18 protein-coding genes are annotated in these 19,045 nt (G+C 43.9%); 11 read left to right on the forward strand and 7 right to left on the reverse strand.

The genetic code is table 11. The features are described 5' to 3' along the window. Positions 1-69 precede the first annotated feature (69 nt). The 8 genes from napA to ychF all read left to right on the forward strand — a co-directional run bounded on the left by napA (position 70) and on the right by ychF (position 8,017). Positions 70-2,859, forward strand: a complete 2,790-nt coding sequence (gene napA / locus SMUL_RS04635; RefSeq protein WP_025344097.1) for a nitrate reductase catalytic subunit NapA — start codon at positions 70-72, stop codon at positions 2,857-2,859. An 8-nt stretch (positions 2,860-2,867) separates the two neighbouring features. Next, positions 2,868-3,683, forward strand: coding sequence for a ferredoxin-type protein NapG (gene napG / locus SMUL_RS04640; protein ID WP_025344098.1), 816 nt, complete (start codon positions 2,868-2,870; stop codon positions 3,681-3,683). Then, positions 3,680-4,513, forward strand: coding sequence for a quinol dehydrogenase ferredoxin subunit NapH (napH, locus tag SMUL_RS04645; RefSeq protein WP_025344099.1), 834 nt, complete (start codon positions 3,680-3,682; stop codon positions 4,511-4,513). The genes napG and napH overlap by 4 nt, the downstream gene beginning before the upstream one ends. Continuing rightward, positions 4,510-5,034, forward strand: coding sequence for a nitrate reductase cytochrome c-type subunit (locus SMUL_RS04650; RefSeq protein WP_025344100.1), 525 nt, complete (start codon positions 4,510-4,512; stop codon positions 5,032-5,034). Before napH ends, SMUL_RS04650 begins: the two co-directional genes overlap by 4 nt. 2 nt (positions 5,035-5,036) lie before the next feature. Then, a complete protein-coding gene (locus SMUL_RS04655; RefSeq protein ID WP_025344101.1) occupies positions 5,037-5,549 on the forward strand; it encodes a ferredoxin-type protein NapF in 513 nt (170 codons plus the stop codon). After that, on the forward strand, positions 5,546-6,493 hold the full coding sequence (locus SMUL_RS04660) for a WD40 repeat domain-containing protein (RefSeq protein WP_025344102.1): 948 nt from the start codon (positions 5,546-5,548) through the stop codon (positions 6,491-6,493). The genes SMUL_RS04655 and SMUL_RS04660 overlap by 4 nt, the downstream gene beginning before the upstream one ends. Beyond that, positions 6,490-6,843, forward strand: a complete 354-nt coding sequence (locus tag SMUL_RS04665) for a chaperone NapD (RefSeq protein ID WP_025344103.1) — start codon at positions 6,490-6,492, stop codon at positions 6,841-6,843. The genes SMUL_RS04660 and SMUL_RS04665 overlap by 4 nt, the downstream gene beginning before the upstream one ends. A 73-nt stretch (positions 6,844-6,916) precedes the next feature. Continuing rightward, positions 6,917-8,017: a redox-regulated ATPase YchF gene (gene ychF / locus SMUL_RS04670; protein ID WP_025344104.1), complete on the forward strand. Its 1,101-nt coding sequence runs from the start codon at positions 6,917-6,919 to the stop codon at positions 8,015-8,017. A gap of 58 nt (positions 8,018-8,075) precedes the next feature. Here ychF and SMUL_RS04675 read toward each other — a convergent pair whose 3' ends face one another. From SMUL_RS04675 to SMUL_RS04705, 7 genes are all read right to left on the reverse strand, one after another. Next, on the reverse strand, positions 8,076-8,573 hold the full coding sequence (locus SMUL_RS04675; RefSeq protein WP_025344105.1) for a hypothetical protein: 498 nt from the start codon (positions 8,571-8,573) through the stop codon (positions 8,076-8,078). 1 nt (position 8,574) lies between these two features. Continuing rightward, complete coding sequence (locus SMUL_RS04680; protein ID WP_051492727.1) at positions 8,575-10,149, reverse strand: PepSY-associated TM helix domain-containing protein; 1,575 nt, start codon at positions 10,147-10,149, stop codon at positions 8,575-8,577. Next, entirely contained in the window at positions 10,149-10,478 is a 330-nt protein-coding gene (locus SMUL_RS04685) for a hypothetical protein (RefSeq protein ID WP_223809770.1), read from the reverse strand. The genes SMUL_RS04680 and SMUL_RS04685 overlap by 1 nt, the downstream gene beginning before the upstream one ends. A gap of 55 nt (positions 10,479-10,533) precedes the next feature. Next, on the reverse strand, positions 10,534-12,870 hold the full coding sequence (locus tag SMUL_RS04690; protein WP_025344108.1) for a TonB-dependent siderophore receptor: 2,337 nt from the start codon (positions 12,868-12,870) through the stop codon (positions 10,534-10,536). A 96-nt stretch (positions 12,871-12,966) separates the two neighbouring features. Further along, complete coding sequence (locus tag SMUL_RS04695) at positions 12,967-13,926, reverse strand: FecR family protein (protein WP_025344109.1); 960 nt, start codon at positions 13,924-13,926, stop codon at positions 12,967-12,969. Beyond that, on the reverse strand, positions 13,926-14,402 hold the full coding sequence (locus tag SMUL_RS04700) for an RNA polymerase sigma factor (RefSeq protein WP_025344110.1): 477 nt from the start codon (positions 14,400-14,402) through the stop codon (positions 13,926-13,928). The genes SMUL_RS04695 and SMUL_RS04700 overlap by 1 nt, the downstream gene beginning before the upstream one ends. 203 nt (positions 14,403-14,605) lie before the next feature. Next, positions 14,606-15,349 (reverse strand): ferredoxin-thioredoxin reductase catalytic domain-containing protein, encoded by a 744-nt coding sequence (locus tag SMUL_RS04705; protein ID WP_025344111.1) that lies wholly within the window; start codon positions 15,347-15,349, stop codon positions 14,606-14,608. Positions 15,350-15,555: 206 nt separating this feature from the next. On the opposite strand from SMUL_RS04705, the gene SMUL_RS16515 reads away from it, so the two are divergent. Genes SMUL_RS16515 through SMUL_RS04720 form a run of 3 tightly spaced genes read left to right on the forward strand, consistent with a single transcriptional unit; the run spans position 15,556 to position 19,041 of the window. Further along, the gene (locus SMUL_RS16515; RefSeq protein ID WP_025344112.1) at positions 15,556-16,113 is read left to right on the forward strand and encodes a TorD/DmsD family molecular chaperone; all 558 of its coding nucleotides are present in this window, start codon (positions 15,556-15,558) and stop codon (positions 16,111-16,113) included. After that, entirely contained in the window at positions 16,114-18,390 is a 2,277-nt protein-coding gene (locus SMUL_RS04715; RefSeq protein WP_025344113.1) for a molybdopterin-dependent oxidoreductase, read from the forward strand. Between the two features lie 12 nt (positions 18,391-18,402). Continuing rightward, on the forward strand, positions 18,403-19,041 hold the full coding sequence (locus tag SMUL_RS04720) for a 4Fe-4S dicluster domain-containing protein (protein WP_038533026.1): 639 nt from the start codon (positions 18,403-18,405) through the stop codon (positions 19,039-19,041). Positions 19,042-19,045 lie beyond the last annotated feature (4 nt).

A 19,045-nucleotide genomic window follows, 5' to 3' on the forward strand; every position in this document is an offset into this window, starting at 1 on the left:
TTAAGTCATGGCTTTGTCTTTTTGCTAAGTGATAGAATGACCTCGTAACTCAAATCAGGAGGTTTCAACATGTCGCTTTCAAGAAGAGACTTTTTAAAAACATCTGCCGCTGTGAGCGCTGCTGCTGCGGTGGGCATTAGCGTGCCTTCCGAGCTTAAGGCCGCAGGGGAACACGCCGAAAAAGATTGGCGTTGGGACAAATCCGTTTGCCGTTTCTGTGGTACCGGTTGTGGTATTATGGTTGCGACCAAAGAGGGTAAAATCGTCGCAGTCAAAGGTGATCCAGCAGCTCCCGTCAATCGCGGACTGAACTGCATCAAGGGCTATTTTAATGCCAAAATTATGTATGGCGCGGATCGTCTTAAAGAGCCACTTTTACGCATGAACGACAAAGGTGAATTTGACAAACACGGTCAATTCAAACCTGTTTCATGGAAGAGGGCGTTTGATGAGATGGAAAAACATATCAAAGCTGCTTTTAAAGTCGGAGGACCTGAGGCTATTGGTATTTTTGGTTCAGGTCAGTACACGATTCAAGAAGGTTATGCCGCTGCGAAGCTTATGAAAGCGGGATTTCGTGCCAATGGAATTGATCCTAATGCGCGTCACTGTATGGCGTCTGCGGTTGCGGGTTTTATGCAAACCTTTGGCATCGATGAGCCAGCAGGCTGTTACGATGACATCGAACTCACCGACACCATCATCACATGGGGTGCCAATATGGCAGAGATGCACCCGATTTTGTGGTCACGCGTGAGTGATCGAAAATTAACAGAGCCCGATAAAGTCAAAGTGGTCAATATCTCGACCTATACGCACCGATGTTCTGATCTTGCCGATCTTGAGATTATCTTCTCTCCAAGTACCGACCTTGCAATGTGGAATTATATTGCGCGCGAAATTGTGTACAACCACCCCGAATCTATTGATTGGGATTTTGTTAAAAAACATACTATTTTTGCAACAGGTTTTGCCAATATTGGGTATGGAATGCGCACAGAAGCCGAAGCGAAGAAGCTAGGGTATTCTGCCAAAGAGCTTGAAATCATCAAAAAAGAAGATGCCAAAGTGATTAGTGAAAAAGAGGCTCCCGGTCTTGCTCACTTAGGTGTCAAAGCGGGCGATACCATGAAAATGGATAAAGCAGGCGCTGCTGGTGCACACTGGGAAATAACTTTTGAAGATTTCAAAAAAGCGTTGGAGCCTTACACCTTAGACTACGTTGCGAAAATTTCAAAAGGCAATCCCGATGAGAGCCTTGAGGATTTCAAAGCGAAACTTCAAACACTTGCCAATTTGTATATTGATAAAAATCGTAAAGTGGTGAGCTTCTGGACGATGGGCTTTAACCAACATCAACGAGGAACGTGGGTCAATGAGCAGTCGTATATGGTGCATTTTTTACTGGGTAAACAAGCCAAACCAGGTTCGGGTGCATTTTCATTGACAGGTCAGCCAAGTGCATGTGGAACAGCACGTGAAGTGGGAACATTTACCCATAGATTGCCTGCAGATATGGACGTTTCTATTCCTGCCCACAGAGCCGTGAGCGAAAAAATTTGGAAACTTCCTGCTGGTACACTCAACCCAATGGGCTATCAACATATTATGAACATTCACCGACAAATTGAGAGTGGAAAAATAAAATTTGCATGGGTCAACGTCTGCAATCCTTATCAAGACACTGCCAATGCGGAACACTGGATCAAAGCGGCACGTAACTTGGACAATTTTATCGTCTGTTCCGATGCGTATCCGGGCATTTCGGCTAAAGTGTCTGATCTTATCTTGCCTTCTGCAATGATTTATGAAAAATGGGGCTCATACGGCAATGCCGAGCGTCGTACACAACACTGGAGACAGCAAGTGCTCCCTATCGGTGATGCGATGAGTGACACATGGCAGTGGGTTGAGCTTTCAAAACGCTTTACGATCAAAGATGTTTGGGGCGAGCAACCGATCAAAGATGGCAAGCTTCCAAACGTCATCGAAGCCGCCAAAGCGATGGGTTATAAAGAGACGGACACGCTTTATGACGTACTTTTTGCAAATGAATTTTTTAAATCGTTCAAAGCAAAAGACCCGATTGGCGAAGGGTTTGACAACTCCGAAGTTTTTGGAGATAAGCGTGCGGTTATCGGAAGTGATGGCAAAGAGTGGAAGGGCTATGGCTTCTTCTTGCAAAAAGCAATTTGGGAAGAGTACCGCCAGTTTGGCGCAGGTCATGGGCATGACTTGGCTGATTTTGATACCTACCACAAAGTCAGAGGTCTGAAGTGGCCCGTGGTCGATGGCAAAGAGACGCAATGGCGATTTAATGCCAAATACGACCCGTACGCTGCCAAAGAGAACAATGGTGAGTTTGCGTTTTACGGTAGCGCAGCAAAAGCACTCAAACGTGGCAATCTTGTAAAACCAACGACTGAAGAGACCTTTTCTTTGAAAAATAAAGCAAAAATCTTCTTTAGACCGTATATGGACCCTTGCGAAATGCCAGATACCCAGTACGATACATGGTTATGTACGGGGCGTGTGTTGGAGCATTGGCACAGCGGCACGATGACGATGCGGGTTCCTGAACTCTATCGCGCCGTTCCTGAGGCACTTTGCTATATGCACCCTGAGGATGCAAAAACAAAAGGCTTTAAACAAGGTGAATTGATTTGGATCGAGAGTCGTAGAGGTTCGTGTAAAGCACGTGTCGAAACGCGCGGTCGTAACAGAACCCCACGAGGGCTTGTTTTTGTGCCTTGGTTTGATGAGAAAGTGTTCATCAACAAAGTGTGCCTTGATGCAACATGTCCGATCTCGAAACAGACAGACTATAAAAAATGTGCGGTTAAGCTTTATAAAGCCTAATCCTAAAAATGAAAACAACCGATAAAATCGTAATCACACCGCGTCGTAAGTTCCTTGCCTTGATGGCTCAAGGTGGTGGACTCATGGCCCTGGGTGGCATGGTGTGGACAGGGTATTTGGAAGAGGCGAAGGGCGCTCCTTTGATTTTAAGACCGCCTGGGGCTGTTGCTGAGGCAGACTTTATGCGCTTGTGTATCAAGTGTGGTCAGTGCATTAGTGCGTGTCCGTACGATACGCTCAGCCTTGCCAAACCAGGAGACACAAAACCACTGGGAACACCTTTTTTCATTCCTAGAGAGGTTCCGTGTTACATGTGTACCGACATACCCTGTGTGCCTGTATGCCCAAGCGGAGCGTTGGATGTGAAACGTGTTTCTAAGATCACGGAGGGTGTTCAAGAACTGGACATCACCCAAGCGCGGATGGGACTTGCCGTCGTTGACGTAGAGTCGTGCATTGCGTTTTGGGGTATTCAGTGTGATGCGTGTTACCGAGCCTGTCCGATCATGGATAGTGCGATTAAGTTAGAGTATAAACGCAATGAGCGAACAGGTAAACATGCTTATTTGACACCGATCGTAAACAGCCTTACCTGTACGGGATGTGGTTTGTGTGAGAGGGCATGTGTCACCGAAAAAGCGGCAATTCACGTGTTGCCTTTGGACGTTGCTAAAGGGGCTATTGGTGGACATTACATCAAAGGCTGGGAACAGGGTGATGAGAAGCGCTTAGAAAAAACAAGTAGCGATGTCACAACCCATACCAAACGTAGCCAGATGTCTGCACAGGACTACTTGAATGCGAATGAGGAGATGTTCAAATGAGAGAATGGATACGAAGCCACCGTTTTATGATGGCACGACGTTTGACTCAGCTGTGCATTCTTGGCTTGTTTGTGGCGGCGAATAGCTATGGCTTTATGCTCTTAAGTGGCAATTTAAGTGCCTCTTTAGTGATGCATAAACTTCCCTTAGCCGATCCGTTTGCGCTGTTGCAGATGTTCTCAGCTGGGGCACTGTTAGGGGTTGATGTTCTTCTTGGAGGAGCGTTGATACTGCTTTTTTACATCGTTGTGGGTGGACGTGCGTTTTGTTCATGGGTGTGCCCGATCAATATGGTCACAGACGCTGCAAATTGGACGCGTAGAGTCTTTTTTCTTGAAAAAATGATTGAAAAAAAGCTCTGGATGAGTCGCAATGTTCGGTACTGGGTTTTAGCCCTTACGCTGATACTGTCGTTCATCACAGGCGTTGCGGCGTTTGAGATGGTCAGTCCTATTGGGATTTTAAGTCGAGGTATCATCTTTGGCATGGGGTTCAGCGTTGCTCCCATACTGTGCATTTATCTGTTTGATCTTTTTGCGGTGAAAAATGGCTGGTGTGGACATATCTGTCCTTTGGGTGGTTTTTACTCTCTTGTTGGGAAGCTTAGCTTGATTCGTGTCAAACACGATCACACGAAATGCAGTTTGTGCATGAAGTGTAAAGAGATTTGTCCCGAAAAACAGGTTCTTGGCATTATCTCCAAACAAAGCGGAGCTATTGTTTCGGGGGAGTGTACCAACTGTGGCAGATGCGTTGAGGTGTGTGAGAGTGATGCACTCTCTTTTGGCGTGAGGAATTACATTAACACAAATGTAGGAGAAAAAGAATGATTAGTACAAAAACGTTGATAATAGTTTCTTTGTTGGGTGTCATGATCGCCAGTGGATGCGCGGTATCTGAGGCATACAACGAAGAGGAATTGGGGCTTAGAAAGGCGGATCTCTACAGCGAAAAGAGCGTTGTAGGTGAGCCAACAGCGTACTCAACCGTCGCTGCAGGTGAATCAAAAATGATTCAAAGATCGTTTGAAAATGCGCCTCCGATGATTCCGCATGATGTCGAGGGCATGATGGAGATCACCCAAGAGAGCAATGCATGTACAGGGTGCCACATGCCTGAAGTTGCTGAGGCGATCAAAGCAACACCGATTCCTAAGTCGCATTTCTTTGATATGCGAACGCAAAAAGTGCTCACGGAGATGAGTCAAGCTCGTTACAACTGTTCAGCATGTCATGCGCCACAATCGGCAAACGAGCCTTTGGTTAAAAATGAGTTTAAACCAGACTATCGTAAAGCCAATGGCATGGAGCGTTCTAACCTCATTGATAACCTTAATGAAGGCGTGAGATAACCATGACAAATGGCAGCAGAAGAGGGGTTTTTACCTCTCTTTTTGGTATAAAAAAGGCGCAAAAAACTCAAAATGAGTTCTGTGTGCGCCCGCCGTATCACCAAGAGGGGTATGAATTTTCTGAGATTTGCGTTACATGTAACGATACACCGTGCATGAATGCGTGTGAAGAAAATATCATCTTCCTCGATGCTGCCCATACGCCTTGCTTAGACTTTACCAAACGGGGTTGTACGTTTTGTGAAGCGTGTGCAAGTGCGTGCCCCAGTGGGGTTTTAAGCCTTACATGTAACGATAAAAAAGAGTTACATGTAAAAGCGGAGATTGATATAATGACCTGTATGGCATGGCATCAAAGTTTGTGCAACAGCTGTCTCGATGCGTGTGAAAGTCAAGCCATTTTGTTTTTAGGTCTTTTTCGTCCACACATAGAGATGGATGTGTGCAATGGCTGTGGCATGTGCATTGGCATTTGCCCGAGCAATGCTATTGGTATTAAACAGGAGCGAGCATGAAGTATCTTCTACTCTTAAGTGTTATCTCAAGCGTGCTTTTAAGCGCAGAGCTAAGTCCTCGAAGCATCATTGAAGCTGGTGGAAACGTGCAACAAATCGTGCTTGTGGAGGGTAAAATCATCGCAGGAACGAGTGCAGGAACGCTTGAGATCTTTAAGATGGATGACGCTTCTAAACTTTCTCACACTGTTTTTCCAAAGATCAAAGACTTTACAGGCGATGAGGTCGCGCCCAAAGTCTTCTCCGTTGATATGCTAGACAAAACGCTTTTAGCCGTTGTTCAAGCCAGCAGTGGTTCACGTGAGCTTTACCTTGTTGAAGAGGGCAAGCCAAAAGTGCTCATCGATGCGCACGCCAATCTTTTTATCTCTAAAGCTAAATTTGTCGATAAAAACCGCATCTTAGTTGCACTTCTCAGCAATGAGTTTCTTTTGTGGGATGTTAAAGAGAAAAAAGAGATTTACCGCGTTCAGCCTTCCTCTTCGCACTTTAGTGATTTTGCGTTGAATGAAACAAAAACTATGGTGGCAAGTTCATCTGAGTCGGGCGAAATCACCCTCTTTGATGCGCTCAGTGGCAAAGTCATCAAAGTGCTCAAAGGTGGCAACGTGGACAATGTCTACAAAGTTGACTTTAAAAAAGATGCCATTTTGTGCGCAGGACAAGACAGACGTGGCATTATTTACGATCTTAAAAGTGGTAGCTATGATCGCTTTGATGGCTCTTTTCTTATCTATGCAGGTGCTCTTAGTCCGAGCCTTCATTTAGGTGCCTTTGCCTTTAATGAACAAAATGATATTGTCCTTTTTGATCTTGCAACTAAGAGCAAAATCCACACACTCAAAGGGCAGAAAAGTACGCTTAATACCATCGTTTTTGCCAGCGACAAAGAACTTGTCAGTAGCAGCGACGATCAATTTATTATGATTTGGAGACTCCCATGAATATTTCAAGTATTGTGATACAAACAAAGCCTTTACATGTAAAAGAAATTATCGCCATTTGTGAGGCGAGTGATTTTTGTGACTACCATTTTTCCGATGAGCAAACAGGCAAGATCGTCGTGACGATTGAGGGTGAAAACCTCGATGAAGAGATGTCAAAAATGAAAAAGATCGAGCAGATTCCTCACGTCATCTGTGCCGATATGATGATGGCATACAGTGAGGATGAACTGGACAAAGAGCGCGAAATGTTAGAGCATTCTCCCAGCGTGCCAGACATCCTCAATGATGAAAGTATTGCACTCAAAGACATCGTCTACAAGGGTGATTTGAAGAAGAAGATCAACTAAACATCTCGTGCATTAGAGGAGTCTTAAGCGCATACGCGGTACAATACCTTTAAAAAATATAAAGGCAATATCCATGGGTTTAGGTGTCGGTATCGTAGGACTCCCCAATGTCGGAAAATCAACCACGTTTAACGCGCTTACCAAAGCGCAAAATGCAGAATCTGCAAACTATCCTTTTTGTACAATAGAGCCCAATAAAGCTGTGGTTCCTGTTCCAGATCCAAGACTCGAAGAGCTTGCAAAGATCGTCAATCCTGAGCGCATTCAGCACTCAACGGTCGATTTTGTTGACATCGCTGGTTTGGTTAAGGGTGCTAGTGCAGGCGAAGGTCTTGGCAATCAGTTTTTGTCCAACATTCGTGAAGTCGAAGTCATTTTACATATGGTGCGCTGTTTTGAAGATGAAAACATCACGCATGTTGAAAACAGCATCAATCCGCTTCGTGACATCGAGATCATCGAGAGTGAGCTTATTTTTGCGGACGTTCAACAACTCGACAAAAAATTAGACCGTCTCAAACGTCAAGCCAAACTCGAAAAAGGCGCACAAGCGATGGCAGAAATTGCCACGGAACTTCGCGCCCATCTTGATGACATCAAGCCTGTCAGCACCTTTGCTAGGCGTGATGATGAAAACTTTCAAGCACTCGATAAAGAGCTACGTTTTCTCTCCAACAAAACCATCATCTACGGTGCCAATGTCGATGAAGCAGGACTTTTAGAAGAGAATAGTTTTGTTAAAGCCGTTAAAGAACATGCAAAAGCTGTCGGTGCGGACGTTGTTGTTCTTTGTGCTAAAGTTGAAGAAGAGATGATTGGTCTTGAAGAGGATGAAGCCGAAGAGTTCTTAAAAGAGCTTGGCATCGAAGAATCAGGTCTTAAACAGATCATCCGTCTTGCCTTTGACAAACTTGGCCTTGCGTCATACTTCACAGCAGGTGTCAAAGAAGTTCGCGCGTGGACGATTGAAAAAGGGTGGAAAGCCCCTAAGGCTGCGGCAGTGATTCACAACGATTTTGAAAAAGGATTTATCCGTGCCGAAGTCATTGGCTACAACGATTTTATCGCATTCAAAGGCGAAGCTGGCTCAAAAGAAGCAGGTAAAATGCGCCTAGAAGGCAAAGAGTACATCGTTCAAGATGGCGATGTGATGCACTTTAGATTTAACGTTTAACCTTCAGCCACGTTTACATGTAAGCTTACATGTAAACGTGGTTTACTTCACTACCTTTTCAATTTTTCTTCATTTGCAAAAGAAGCAGCCTTGTGTTTCGTGAGCTAAAATAAAGCGTCAAGGCAAACAAAAGCACAGCGATGGAAAACATAGTAACGGTGGCTAAGTCCCACTCACCATTGCCATTTTGGGCTTGCGACAGCTTCCCACCCGTGGTTGCTTTGGCTTTCACATCCGCAGGAAATCCCTCCAAAGGCGCGATGCCTTCTTTAACTACGCTGTGTCCAGGACCGCCATCGAGTACGACTTGGTACGGCTCTTTGGGAATCGCGATGATCAGCTCACTCGATTCGGGCAAGCGTTGTTGAAACAACACATTCCCACTGAGGAGTGACTCCAACTTAATGAGCGCTCCAGAAGCGAGCTCTCCTGTACTAAACTCGCCACGAACGGTGATAGTGTCATCATCGTTGTTCATAACGTTCATCAAAAGCGTGTGCGCCTCTAAAAACGATGCCACACACAGTGCCATAATGATTATGCCTAATTTTTTCATATCAATCCTTCAGTTGAAATTTTTGTGTCCAAAATGCTTGAATTTTCTCTTGCTCTTGTGGGAGTTTAAAACCGATCCAAAGCAGCAAAGCGCCTACAACAAATAGCCCAATATCCACACTTAAGATGCTCATCATTTCCTCTTGCCACAAGAGAAGTGGTGAAAAACCACTGGTGTAAAAGTGAATGAGGGGGCTAATGAAAAACAAAATACCGCCCAGTTTTAAAAACTCTTTTGCCGTTTGGTAGGAGTTAAGACGGTAAAACGACCACGTCAATGTTGCGATCCAAAAGAGCGCAAAAGCACTTTTGTGCCAGAAAAAGCGTTCAGGTAGATCAAACGGCAAGCTCCATTGCAGTGCAAATAAAAGTCCCGTCGCAGGAATAACCCCGACCATAACGCTTAAGGAGAGTTTGCCCATCCAGTGGTAGATCGGAACGTTAGACGAAAATTGACGCGCCTGTTTTTCCATGTAAAGCAGCACACCAAAGCCTAATGCGAAGGCAGAAACGAGCATGAGTGAGGCGATAAATAGCCTTGTAAACGTGTCAACCCCAAAGAGAAAATGCAAAAAGAAGATCGCATCGTAAAAAAGCCCCGACCAGTGCTTGTCCATCACTTTGTGCTGGGCAATAAGACTGCCATCAACGCCACTCAGCGTTACGCTTGGCTCATTGGAGATACCGTTTAAAAACGGCATATAGGGATTGTATCCTTCGACTTTGGCTTGCGCACTTGAGTCTTTCCAGTTGCTGAGCGTAATTTTATGGATTTGAACCTCAGGCATAATCGCTTTGGCTTTGAGCAAAATCTCATTCATGGAGAGCATAGGAGCTGTGTCATTTTTCTTCTCAATGCGCGCAAGATTGGGGTAGAGCACAGGGCCTACCAGTTTCCACGTCTCGAAGGTTTCGCCTTTGGATGCCAGATATGCCATCGGTCCTGACGCGTTGTATCCGATGTTCATCAGTGCTCCCGTGAGCGTGATGATGATAAACGGTGGAAAAACCCACATGAAAATTTTGCGGTGCCATTTGGCAAACTTGCTTTGGGCATTTTTGCCACTGTTTTTATAGTTGATTTTCCAAATAAGCATCAGTCCACCGATGATAAGAAACATCGCAGCAACGGCGGTAAATCCAAACACAAGGTAGCCAAAGAGTTTAAAGGGTCTGCCATAGTGCATATAGTTTAAAAAGCGTGCGAGTTGAGACTGTTCATCTTCGTTTTCCACCTCTTGTGCGGTGTTAGAATTGAACACTTTTGTTTTCATAAACATCGTTGAAATGCGAAGAGCCGGGTCGTGCATGGCACCGGGTAGGGTGATGGTAATGCCATTAACTTGCGGGTAATCAGGATCAGCAAGCACAGGATCGATCATCGCGGAGTAGTCCACTTTTTCAACATTAGGCATTGCATAATGGCGCGAAGGCTTCTCCCACACCTGAACAAAAGGAAGCAAAATGGCAAAAATACCAAAAAAAACAGCCACATAAAGCAGCAGCGAAATGTTAATGCCCACCGCAACGTGAATGCGTTGGAGACGTTGTTTAAAAATCTTTTTAGCTCCTTCCATCATACACTCCCTTTAAAAAATAGAACAGCGATGATGATGGCAAAGCCAAGGGTGGGCACAGTGCTTCGAAGCAGCACGCTCAGTTTTGTAGGAGCTAGGACGATCCACAGCGCCGCTACTGCCCAGACAAACGTGTTAAACAACAAAGGAATGATGATGGACTCACCTGGCGTTACAGGCAGAAGAAAAATGAGCAAAGTCATACCCAAATACGCAACGCATAAGCCTCCAATGATGGCACAAATGCCTCTGAAAAGTCCGATGGTTTTACCACTCTTTTCAGGTTGTGAGAGCTCTTTAATAAGGCTCATTCCTTTGGTTTTTAGCATTTTCATCCTTTACATGTAAAGATCTTGCGCCACACAGACGCAAGATCTTTGGTTTTTAAAATGTGTATTTAAAGCTAAGCGTGGCATTGCGTGGTGAGCCATACACCATGCCATCCGAGCCGATACCTTCGTAATACTCTTTATCAAAAATATTATTCACATTGAGTTGGAGTTTCATATGTTTATCCACATCGTATGAAACCATCGCGTTGGTTAGAATATATGCATCTTGGGTGATTTCGGTTGCACCACTTCCCGTGTAGATTTTGCTTCGATAGTTCAGTCCCAGACCAAAACCGAATTTTTGAATGGTGTATTTGGTAAAGAGATTTGCCATCGTGCGAGAGGCTTTCGTTGAAATTTTGTTGCCATCCGCATCCTTAGCTTCAAAATTGGCGATTCCAAAGCCCATATTCCAGTTATCGGTTATTTCGCCGTTAATATCGATTTCAAACCCTTTACTCACGACGCCATCAACGGCTTCGTACGCATAGTCCGTCGTACCTGAAACGAACTGGCTGGTCGCTTCACCGACATTGTCTTGTTCAACTCTAAAGACAGACAATGATGCGTTTAAGCGTTTATCGAAGTATTCGCCTTTGATGCCCGTTTCGTAATTTTTTCCAACGATGGGATCAAGATACTCTCCGCTCACATCTTTATGATCTTGTGGTTTAAAAATATCGGTGTAACTGACGTAAACAGAGTGATTTTCGTTGAGATCGTAAATAAGCCCTGCGTACGGCGTCAGTTCGTTGGTAAACTCTTTATTTCCTGTGCCAGTATCGTTTTTATATTTCCAATCCGAAACCCTGAGTCCCGTAATGAGTTTCAAATCATCCGTTAAAGAGAATTTGCCAGCGACATAGGTTCCCATTTGGGTGGTTTTATGGGGAGTCGTCGCATAATCCATTGATAAATTAGGATTGGCTACATTGATAGCATACAAATTCATAACAGGACTCGCAAGAGAGGATACAGGATAATCCATACCCCAGTTATTGTATTTAAGATCGGAAGTGTTACGCATCACGCCAAAGATGATTTCATGATTGAGATTCGCTAATTCAAACGGTGCAGAGATATAAACATCGATATTTTGCTCGTTGTAAAGCGAATCATTGACATAACGGTAAACATAGCCTTCGCCCGTACCGCTAGCTTGATCAACCGTTCCTCCAAAATAGAGCAGTGATGAATCGCCGTAGAGTTTACGGTACGAATAAGCAAGATTGAAAGAGATGTCGTTGTAAAGGTACTGCTTAAAATCAAGATAAAAAGCTTTTGTTTCGCTGTTCCAAGCCGTATAGTCTTCACTGACCGTAGCAGATCTGGAAAAATGGGTTCGCGTACCATCACTGTAAAACGCAGGCAACCCACCCCAACGAATTCCACTACGATCCAGTTTTTGATACTCAGCAGCAATGGAGAGGTACGTGGTCTCCGTTAAGTCCATATCCACAACGCCATAAACAATGTCGTTTGTTTTTTCATAGCCGTTCATAAACGATTTTTTATCTTCGTGTTTCGCGACAAGACGTCCTCTGATATTTCCCTCTTCATTAAGCGGTGATGAAACATCCATGGAAGAACTGTAAGCATCCCATGAACCAGCAGAAACTTCTACTTCGCCTTTGACCTCTTTAGAATTGGCATGTTTGCGAATAAAATTCAATCCCACAGCAGGGTTACCCGCTCCCGTCATTAATCCATTAGCCCCTTTTACGATTTCAACACGATCGTAAATGGATAGGTCAATATCATTGGCACCTGCATCTGAGATAGCGTAAGTCGGCATCCCATCTATCAGATAATAATCGACATCAAAGCCTCGTGCCGTTGGGTATATTCTTTCATCCATACGATTTAAAGAGACGCCTGTAACGTAACTCAGCATCTCTTGATAAGAGGAAAGACCCATATCTTCGAGTTTTTGATCGGTCAGCACGGTCACCGATTGGGGTGTTTCGCGTGTGGATAAGTTGAGCTTGGTTGCCGTACGCATGCTTTTGGTCGTGTAAGAACCCGTTCCTTCGCTAATCGCAGATTCATCTGCTGCATGAATAGTGATGGCATCGAGTGCGACATTGGCATCGTCTTTTTGTTTAACGATGATGGTATTATCTTTAATAACCGCCTCAAGTCCCGTGCCGTCTAAAAGCAGTTTTAAAGCTTTCTCCAATCCCTCGACATTTTTAATCGGAGTCGCTTTTTTGCCCGTAAGGATGTTCGTATCCATGATGTAGGGCAGTTTGGATTGCTCTGAGAGGGTTTCGATCGCCTCTTTGAGCGACGTTGTCGTGATGGTGTACGTGCCATCTCCTGCATACAAGCTTCCCGCCAGAAGCAATGCAACTGAGTGTGCTACCAAAGAGTGTTTGAGTAAGCGCATAGTTTCTTCCTTTTTCTCTTTACATGATTTTGAGAACGAATCTCTAAAAAAGAAGACGCAAAAGGATGAATTCTCTGACATAAAATTTTGACCCATTTATTTGATGACGATTTTAGTGGCGCTTTTTTCGATCATCACAGGATGAATAAGCGGCAATGCGTCTAAAAAAGCGTCGAGTCGGTGCACATCAAAATTCCCACTGATGGGAAGAGCTGCAACGCGTGTATCGAGATAAACCGTGATATCAAGATGCTTGGCAAATTCGTTAAAGACCTCTTTGAGGCTTGCTTGGTAAAAGGTGTATTTTCCCTGTTGCCACTCTCCAACTTTTTGGGCGTTGATTTTTTGAAGGTCAATATGTTGTGTCACTAGATTGAAACTAAGGCTTTCTCCTTTAGTTACTAAAGCAATAGGTTTATCGTTATGATTGAGTGCGGAAACCTCCACTTTTCCCTCTTTGACATTGATTTGAAGAAGGTTTTCAAAGTTTTGAACCTCAAATTTAGTGCCTAGCACTTTGATGTTCACCCTGTCCGTTTGAATGATAAAAGGTGCCGTCTGGTTGGGAAAAACATCGAAAATGGCTTTGCCACGCGACAATTTCACCAAACGTTTGCTTTTAAAGTAGGTCACGTCGATGCTGGTATTGGCATCTAGGGCAATTTTTGATGTGTCAGGCAAGAGAATGTCGTTGTGAACTTTATTTGTGGCAACATACTGCTCTGAAAACGTGATGCGATCGTAAAAGAGGGTAAAATAAACCACGCACAGCGTACAGGCGGCAACGGCAAGCGGTGCTATGTAGCGCAAAAAGAGGGGTTTTGTATTTCGTACTTCGCGTGTGTGCCTCACTTCACGTTTCAGATCATCCAAAAACGCTTGCGGCAGTGCATGAACCTCTTGCAGCAACTTTTTTTCATCCTGAAAAGCTTCATGATGGCGCGCATCACAGGCAATCCATGCGAGAAAGGTTGAGTCAGTTTGAAGGTTTTCGCCTTCGCTCTGCTTGGAGAGCCATAAGCGTGCTTGATGCTGTATATTTTCTTGGATCGACATCAAAAACCACCCTCTTTACGTTTGATCTTCTCTTTGAGCTCTATGCTGGCACGTGAGAGATGCTTTTCAACCGCTTCGATGGAAATGCCCATCATCTGCGAAACTTCATCTCGGCTGTAGCCTTCAAGCACATGCAAAACAAAGGCTTCTTTGCGCTTTTGAGGCAGTGTTTGAAGCGCTCGCATCAGTGTTTTTTGACGATCTTGTTCAAGCAACACCTCTTCAGGCTCAACGGTTTTAGCGATGTATGCGTTCTCTTCATAGAGTACTTCTTGGAGATTAAAGTTTTTACGGGCTTTATCGATCATAAGATTTTTTGCGATTTTATACAGCAGTGCCCGTTTGTTGAGGATCTCTTGGCTATTTTGCAGAGCAATGGCTTTCATATACGATTCTTGAACAATATCTTGTGCATAATCTTTATTGGGGATTCTGCTCTTAATAAAAAACAATAATTCTTTATAATACTGAATCATTACCCTACCATTTTCTCTTTTATAATTTTGATAACTATAGTCAAAAAGTAGTAAAGCGGTGCTTAAAAGGTGAAATTAGGCAGAAAATTGACGAAAAAAGTGAGATGATTTGAAAAAAAAGGAAGGAATATCTTTTTACATGTAAAGATTAAGAAGTGTAACCAAAGAGCATAAACAGACTCTTTGGTTACAGGGGAGTTTTTTTATTCTCCGCTCAGTGTTTCCCCATCGTACGCCATAATCCCATATTCCAGATTGAGGACGGTTTTAAAACCCATGTGTTTTAAAATGCGTTGACAATACGCACTTCTGCTTCCGCTGTAGCAGTATAAAATGACAGGTGTGTTCTCTTTGCCGTTTAACTGCTCCATAGCATTGTGAAAGCTGGTGGTGGGGATCAGGAAGTCAGTGCCTTTGATACGGTTGCCGATCCACTCCATCCATTCGCGTGTGTCGACAAGGTTGAACTTCACACAGCCTTGTTCTCTAGCTTCTAGGAGCGCTTCGAGTTCACTGCCATCGAGTTGTTCTTTTTTCATCAAGACTTCGCACTCTTCTTTGCTGAGACCGCGAGTATGCGTATGTGCTACTTCTTCGGTGTTTTCTTCTTGGGCAAGTTCGCGCGCGTGCTCAGGCGTGCAGAAGATCGTGCAGTGGCATTTGCCTTTTTGGGGAATTTCTACCGTGAGTGCAGGCGTACAGGGGCATAAACGGTTATCGGCTTTGGCTTGCTCTTCGGGTGTGTTTCCGATGACCATAAAACAGGGACAGTAGCGTTTGCCATAAATCAGTTTATTGCGTGTTAAGCCTTGCTGGATGGACTCTTTGACTTCGGTGAGTGGGGTGTAGGCGAATCCAAATTGCTCGCATACCTTGTCGGTAAATACCTCTGTTTTTTCAAATTCTGCTAGAAACTCGGGTGAGTTCATATCTATTTTAGTTATCAAATGTATTTCCTTCATTTATTTTTATATGCACTATTATAGAGAATTTGCATTGGAAGAAAATTAAAAGAACGCTTTACATGTAAAGCATCAAGAAAAGAAGGCGTTTACTCTTTATATGTAAAAGCGTTTTTGCGATTTTTTTGCTCTTTTTTTGCTTTACCATTTCTCTCGTTGGTTAAAAAAATAAATTAAAAAAAGAGTTTAAGATGCAAACGCTTCAACCGCACGATACGTTAAGACTGGACGAGGTCAAACATCTTCGCGATATCTTCAATGCTCAAAATTCCAAAGAGCTTAAAGTTGCGTTTGATGCACTGAATGCTTCCATCGAAATTTCACAAGAGGATTTGGAAATTCAGTTCAATCGCTATTTTGTAGGTCCCATGGAAACCGTTGCCGATCCTTTTGCCTCCGTCTACCTCGATAATCCCGATGTTTTTATGTCCAAAACTACTTTATATGTAAGAGATTTGTACGAAACGATGGGCTTTACCTATTCGCTTAAAAACGTTATTCCTGAAGATCATTTGGGTGTCGAATTAGATGCCTATTACCAACTACTTTTTCTTGAAATTGCTAAAGAGATCACCTATTTAAGTGACCTTCGTCACTATTTTTTACATGAACACTTAGCCCTTTGGATACCGCGTTTTCTTGAACGTGGCTTAGCGCAAAGTGAACGAGACTCTAAAGCGATGACTTTTATTTTACTGCAGCTCAAATCGTTATTGATAAGAGAAACCACGACAACAAGGAGTTCTTGAATGAGTTATTCCAAAGAAAAAGTTGAGAGCATTCTCAACAACGGCATCAGCCGAAGAAGTTTTCTAAAAGGCTTAGCAGCCAGTGGTGTATTGACATCGCTTCCAGGCGGTATTCTTCAAGCCAATGAAGATCTCAATACTAAAATTCCCTATGTAGGGCAAAAAAATTACCAAACGTTTCGCAATGCGTGTCCACGAAACTGTTACGACACCTGTAGTATCAAAACTTACGTCAAAGATGGCGTGATGCAGTTTATCGAAGGCGCAACGGAGTCTACCTATACCAGAGGTGGCTGTTGTGTTAAAGGCAATTCGTACGTCAAGAGAGTTTACTCAGCGCGTCGTCTTAAATTCCCAATGATGCAAGTGGGCGGCAAAGGTTCAGGCAACTGGAAACGCATCTCTTGGGATTATGCGATGGAAACGATTGCTAAAAAACTCTTAGAGATGAAAAAAGAAGATGGAACCTTGCTTGGTGCTGCACTCACCAAATACTCTGGCAACTTTGGCATCACCCATTACGGTGTAGAGGGGATGTTTAGCTCTATTGGCTATACCACCAGACTTGCGGGAACACCATGTTGGCCAGCGGGTATTGACGCGCAAAACCTCGATATGGGCGATATGTGGTGTAACGATCCTGAAGAGATGAAAGACAGTAAATTTATCATTCTTTGGGGTGTGAATCCTGCGAGCAACTCGGTTCACTCGATGAAATACATCTATGAAGCGAAGAAAAAGGGTGCTAAAGTTGTCGTCATCGACCCAATTTTCACCGAAGCCGCTTCCAAAGCGAGTCAATACATTCAGATTAAAACAGGCACCGATGGTCTCTTAGCGCTTGGAATGGCAAAGATTATCATTGAAGCCAATTTACACGATCAAAAATGGCTTGATGCGAACTCAAAAGGGTACAAAGAGTACAAAGCGTATCTTGATAAAGAGATCAAATTAGACAATGTTTCTAAAATTACAGGCATTCCTCTTGCAATGATTAAAGAGTTGGCTTTATCGTTTGCAAAAGCAAAACCTGCAACTGTTTGGATGGGCTATGGTATGCAACGTCACACCAATGGCGGCTCAATGATTCGTGCGATTGACGCATTGGTAGCAGTTTCAGGAAACATTGGCAAATACGCAGGTGGTGCTCGTTATGGTCACCTGAGCACATGGGGCTTTAACTATGCCGCACTTTCTCAAACCAAACCAGAAGGCAGCGTTGGGTACACCGGTGTTAGCGCTATCAAAGGTGAATTTGCGAAAGAGAGTGGTGCAAAAGCGGCGTATACCGATCGTTCTTTAAACATCAACAAAACAGCGCGTGAACTTTTAAATGCAAAAGAGCCCAAAGTAAGATTGCTGTGGGTGGCCTGTAAAAATGTCTTCTCACAAGATTTTGATCGCAATCAACTTATCCGTATGTTTCAACAACTTGACCTTGTGGTCGTTGCCGATCAGTTCTTTAATGAAACCGCAAAATGGGCCGACATCGTCCTTCCTGTTGCCACACAGTTTGAAGAGTACGATGTGAACGTCTCTTACTGGCATTACTGGTTGAGCCTCAATGAGCAAGCAATCAAACCTCTTTTTGAAGTCAAATCCGACGTTGAGATTGCAGCACTGCTTTCTAAACATATGAATAAACTAGAAAAAGGTTCATGTACCTTCCCTCAAAGTGTGGATACCAAAGTGATGACGATCAAAGAGTTTAACCCTGGCATCTACGAGCAATTTGGCATTAAATCATGGGAAGAGCTTAAAAATGGTCCCGTAAAAGCCAAAGCGGTCATTCCGTATGCCGATGGCAAGTTTAAAACTCCAAGTGGTAAGTTTGAGTTTTATTCTGACAAAGCCTTGGAGCTTTTTGGTAATGCTTTACCTTCCTATGTTGAAGTGCGTAAACCGTACGATAAATTCCGCATGACATCACCTCATAGTAGATGGAGCTTGCACTCACAGTTCCAAAACTTAGAGTGGATGGAAGACATGCACCCTGAGCCGTATGTGTACATCAACCCAGATGATGCGGAAGCCAAAATGGTCAAAGAGGGCGACACGGTAGCGGTCTTTAACAAACAAGGACTCTTACGTGTGAAAGCCAAACTCACCGACAACGTTCAAGCCGGAACCGTTTTGATGTACGAGCAGTGGTATAACAACAACATTTACAACGTCAATGAACTTGTCGATGACACCAGTTCAGACATGGGTGCGTTTAAAACGGGAGCTCCTGGAGTTGCCTTGCATGATACCTTTGTCAACTTTAGAAAACTATAACAGGAGATTGTGATGCAAAAAGCTTTTTTAGTCGATGGCAGTATCTGTCTAGGATGTAATACGTGTGCAATGGCCTGTAAAAATCAGTATCATCAAGATGATGGAATTTTATGGCGCAAAGTAAGGGAAATTGGGGCAGAAGATTATTTGATAGACAACAACAATATCTTGCCAGCCTTAACGTCGTATCAAAAAGCACCAAAAGTGCAGATGCCGATGGAGCGTTTCTATTTTTCATTGGCGTGTAACCATTGTGAAAATCCAGCATGCGTGGCGATTTGTCCTGTGGGTGCGCATACGAAAGACCCTGAAACGGGCATTTGTAAACATGACCAAACGATCTGTATTGGCTGTGGAGGATGCGTTAAAGCGTGTCCGTTTGGTGCTTCAAAGTTCAATACCAAAATGGGACAAGCCGAGAAGTGCAGTATGTGTTGGGAAAGGCAAGCCGATGGCAAAACAACGGCGTGTGTTCAGTCCTGTCCTGTAGGCGCGATCGCGATTATCGATCTTCACGATCCAAAATACAAAGAGTATGCGAATGCTGCGCCGATTGGCATTGATTATGCGATTAATGCGGAGACGAAACCGAGCACACGCTTCATTCATCCATCCATGCCCAAAGAGGTTTACAGACTTCCAAAAGGATAATCTT

Source organism: Sulfurospirillum multivorans DSM 12446 (genome assembly GCF_000568815.1).
Classification (GTDB): Bacteria; Campylobacterota; Campylobacteria; order Campylobacterales; family Sulfurospirillaceae; genus Sulfurospirillum; species Sulfurospirillum multivorans.

What these genes read in the sequence shown, in the direction of transcription:
- SMUL_RS04690 (WP_025344108.1), bottom strand. Translation starts at nt 12,870, where the DNA reads ATGCGCTTACTCAAACACTCTTTGGTAGCACACTCAGTTGCATTGCTT.
- SMUL_RS04695 (WP_025344109.1), bottom strand. Translation starts at nt 13,926, where the DNA reads ATGTCGATCCAAGAAAATATACAGCATCAAGCACGCTTATGGCTCTCC.
- SMUL_RS04715 (WP_025344113.1), top strand. Translation starts at nt 16,114, where the DNA reads ATGAGTTATTCCAAAGAAAAAGTTGAGAGCATTCTCAACAACGGCATC.
- napG (WP_025344098.1), top strand. Translation starts at nt 2,868, where the DNA reads ATGAAAACAACCGATAAAATCGTAATCACACCGCGTCGTAAGTTCCTT.
- napH (WP_025344099.1), top strand. Translation starts at nt 3,680, where the DNA reads ATGAGAGAATGGATACGAAGCCACCGTTTTATGATGGCACGACGTTTG.
- SMUL_RS04650 (WP_025344100.1), top strand. Translation starts at nt 4,510, where the DNA reads ATGATTAGTACAAAAACGTTGATAATAGTTTCTTTGTTGGGTGTCATG.
- napA (WP_025344097.1), top strand. Translation starts at nt 70, where the DNA reads ATGTCGCTTTCAAGAAGAGACTTTTTAAAAACATCTGCCGCTGTGAGC.
- SMUL_RS04655 (WP_025344101.1), top strand. Translation starts at nt 5,037, where the DNA reads ATGACAAATGGCAGCAGAAGAGGGGTTTTTACCTCTCTTTTTGGTATA.
- SMUL_RS04685 (WP_223809770.1), bottom strand. Translation starts at nt 10,478, where the DNA reads ATGCTAAAAACCAAAGGAATGAGCCTTATTAAAGAGCTCTCACAACCT.
- SMUL_RS04675 (WP_025344105.1), bottom strand. Translation starts at nt 8,573, where the DNA reads ATGAAAAAATTAGGCATAATCATTATGGCACTGTGTGTGGCATCGTTT.
- SMUL_RS16515 (WP_025344112.1), top strand. Translation starts at nt 15,556, where the DNA reads ATGCAAACGCTTCAACCGCACGATACGTTAAGACTGGACGAGGTCAAA.
- SMUL_RS04680 (WP_051492727.1), bottom strand. Translation starts at nt 10,149, where the DNA reads ATGGAAGGAGCTAAAAAGATTTTTAAACAACGTCTCCAACGCATTCAC.
- SMUL_RS04720 (WP_038533026.1), top strand. Translation starts at nt 18,403, where the DNA reads ATGCAAAAAGCTTTTTTAGTCGATGGCAGTATCTGTCTAGGATGTAAT.
- ychF (WP_025344104.1), top strand. Translation starts at nt 6,917, where the DNA reads ATGGGTTTAGGTGTCGGTATCGTAGGACTCCCCAATGTCGGAAAATCA.
- SMUL_RS04700 (WP_025344110.1), bottom strand. Translation starts at nt 14,402, where the DNA reads ATGATTCAGTATTATAAAGAATTATTGTTTTTTATTAAGAGCAGAATC.
- SMUL_RS04665 (WP_025344103.1), top strand. Translation starts at nt 6,490, where the DNA reads ATGAATATTTCAAGTATTGTGATACAAACAAAGCCTTTACATGTAAAA.
- SMUL_RS04660 (WP_025344102.1), top strand. Translation starts at nt 5,546, where the DNA reads ATGAAGTATCTTCTACTCTTAAGTGTTATCTCAAGCGTGCTTTTAAGC.